Origin of the sequence: Christiangramia qingdaonensis (assembly GCF_048381525.1) — a bacterium.
Lineage (GTDB): Bacteria > Bacteroidota > Bacteroidia > Flavobacteriales > Flavobacteriaceae > Christiangramia.
Window position 1 is genome coordinate 111,652 of the sequence record NZ_JBLWIM010000018.1, and the last position, 2,530, is coordinate 114,181.

Sequence of the window (2,530 nt, forward strand, 5' to 3'; positions counted from 1 at the left end):
CAAAAAGATCAGGAACGAACACTATTTTCTTACCAAAAAGATCGAAGAAACCAAGGCAGAGATCAGGCAACTTGAGAACAATTTACAGTTCTTCAGTAATGTAGATGATGATAATCCACTGGTACAGGATGTACATAAGAATATTGCTCAGCATAAAGCCGACCTGGAAGTATGGCAGGAAAAACTTGCTAAGATTAAAACCTTGTACTAGTAAGAGTTCAATGCTATTGCCTGTAATATTTTTTGTGATCGGTTAAGTTTTAAAACTTTTCTATAAGAAGTTTTACAGGCTATAGTTCTTTAAAGAACCAGAAAACTGGCGATTGCGTTTGCGTCGCGATATTCTATCTGGTACCTATCAATTTTAAGTCATGGCAGTAGTAACAGCAGAAAAGAATGAGCAAATCGCGAAAATGAAATTCGGCGCTGTTTATCCGCATTACCTCAATAGAATAAAGAAGCACGGTAGAACTAAAGATGAACTTGACAGGATTATTAAGTGGTTGACGGGCTATAATCAGGATAAATTAGAATCCTTTATTGACGGTAATGGAACTTTCGGTGATTTTTTTGAAGGAGCCAGGATACACGAGAATGCATATATGATCAATGGAGTAGTGTGCGGTTATCGTATTGAAGATATTCCTGAAGAATTCGCTTTGTATCGGGATTGCAGGAAAATGGAAAAGTTGATTGATGAATTGGCCAAAGGACGAGAGATGGAAAAAATTTTGAGAAGTTCATAAAAGTCGGAGTTACACCGTTGTTAACAATCACTATAAGGAAATGCTATTCTCATCATAATTCGGCAATCCCTGCGGAAGTTTTAATGTGGTTGATGCTTGAATAATTGAGCCCTTTTCTTAGGAAAATATCTACAGACGACCCTTCTTTTTTACCTAACTAATAAAGTGAAAAACTGTACCAAACCACTTTTACAAACAAGGCGAAGAGCAATCAAAAGTTTTACAATTTCTTCAGAAGCACTTATTCTTTAAGGTTGGATGCAGGTGCTATAACAAAAGCTCTATGTAATCAACCCGATATTATATATTAAGTACAAATACTGGGTTATCTAAAAAGGTCGGGGAAAACTGAAAGTTTAAAAATTATCAGTTCTAATTACTTATGCCGTTGATTCCTGAAACCTTCCTTTGTTGGTAAAATGACCGGAAAAATATACTAACTATTTATACATTTTTAGCCTCGTTCCAGAATATATCCATTTCAGAAAGGCTCATATCTTTCAGAGCTTTGCCCTGCTCTGCTGCTTTACTTTCGAGATACTGAAATCGTTTAATGAATTTTTTATTGGTACGCTCCAACGCATTTTCAGGATTCACTTTTAGAAAACGAGCATAATTAATCATAGAAAACAATACATCACCAAATTCTGCCTCGATAAGATCACTGTTGTTATCTGTAACTTCATCTTCCAACTCCTTTAGTTCTTCCTGAAGCTTCTCAAATACCTGTTTGGGTTCTTCCCAGTCAAACCCAACACCTGCAACTTTATCCTGTATCCGGTTCGCTTTGACCATTGCCGGCAACGATTTGGGTACTCCTTCGAGAACACTTTTCTTACCTTCCTTTAATTTCAGGTTTTCCCAATTCCGCTTTACTTCTTCCTCATCTGCGACAACCACATCCCCGTAAATATGAGGGTGCCGGTCTATAAGTTTATCACATATACCATTCGCAACATCTGCAATGTCAAAATCATTAGTCTCGCTTCCAATCTTCGAATAAAACACAAGATGTAATAAGACATCTCCCAGTTCTTTCCGAATCTCATCCATGTCTTTATCTAGAATGGCATCGCCAAGCTCGTAGGTTTCTTCAATGGTAAGATGACGCAAGGATTCCATGGTTTGTTTACGATCCCAGGGACATTTTTCCCGGAGCTCATCCATGATGGTTAATAATCTGTCAAATGCCTGTAGTTGATCTTGCCTTGAATTCATACTGAAATACGATTTTTTCAAAAGTAATATTTCAAAACCGTATGATGAACATGAACTGAGGTTTATTGCTTGCGATATCTATAAATACAAGCTTCTATACAACCTATATAACTTATCTCCATTTCGCTTTCAGTAATGCTAACTACCCTAAAGGAGCGCATACTTTCCGTGTCATTCGTACAAGTGAATGAAAGTTTGTTTTCATCAAGATTGAGATTATAGGTTCCTGTTGGACATTCTTCCTGGGTAACATTAAAATTACCATTTGGAGAAAATGTATATTCTGTACCGTTTTCAACGGTTTGCCAGGTTGTCTCACCACCCGGACTTACATATGCATCGGTCATTTTCCAGGTTCCTGAAAGACTATCTACAGTAAGATCTACAATTAACAGGCTGTCATCACTGCTGCTACAACTACTCAATGAAATGGCTGCGACGAAAAGAAGTATTAATTTTCTCATTTTTCAATTGATTTGATTCAATAGTTAGATGCAAATAACTGAGAAAGGTTGCGTAAACAAAAAAAGCTTCTCATTTCTGAGAAGCTTTGTGAGGGTGGAAGA

At 36.9% G+C, this 2,530-nt stretch carries 3 protein-coding genes and 1 pseudogene; 2 read left to right on the plus strand and 2 right to left on the minus strand.

The features are described 5' to 3' along the window. Both ACNI3T_RS14365 and ACNI3T_RS14370 read left to right on the plus strand, forming a co-directional pair. Positions 1-211: pseudogene (locus ACNI3T_RS14365) on the plus strand (DUF349 domain-containing protein); the annotation flags it as partial. Between the two features lie 160 nt (positions 212-371). Beyond that, positions 372-746: a DUF2200 domain-containing protein gene (locus ACNI3T_RS14370; protein WP_418228418.1), complete on the plus strand. Its 375-nt coding sequence runs from the start codon at positions 372-374 to the stop codon at positions 744-746. A gap of 444 nt (positions 747-1,190) precedes the next feature. On the opposite strand, the gene mazG is transcribed toward ACNI3T_RS14370, so the two are convergent. Then, positions 1,191-1,964, minus strand: a complete 774-nt coding sequence (gene mazG, locus ACNI3T_RS14375; RefSeq protein ID WP_322300716.1) for a nucleoside triphosphate pyrophosphohydrolase — start codon at positions 1,962-1,964, stop codon at positions 1,191-1,193. Between the two features lie 62 nt (positions 1,965-2,026). Continuing rightward, complete coding sequence (locus ACNI3T_RS14380; protein WP_418228419.1) at positions 2,027-2,428, minus strand: lipocalin-like domain-containing protein; 402 nt, start codon at positions 2,426-2,428, stop codon at positions 2,027-2,029. Between the last annotated feature and the right edge of the window lie 102 nt (positions 2,429-2,530).

Coding starts and splice junctions, on each gene's coding strand:
- ACNI3T_RS14370 (WP_418228418.1), top strand. CDS start 372: ATGGCAGTAGTAACAGCAGAAAAGAATGAGCAAATCGCGAAAATGAAA.
- mazG (WP_322300716.1), bottom strand. CDS start 1,964: ATGAATTCAAGGCAAGATCAACTACAGGCATTTGACAGATTATTAACC.
- ACNI3T_RS14380 (WP_418228419.1), bottom strand. CDS start 2,428: ATGAGAAAATTAATACTTCTTTTCGTCGCAGCCATTTCATTGAGTAGT.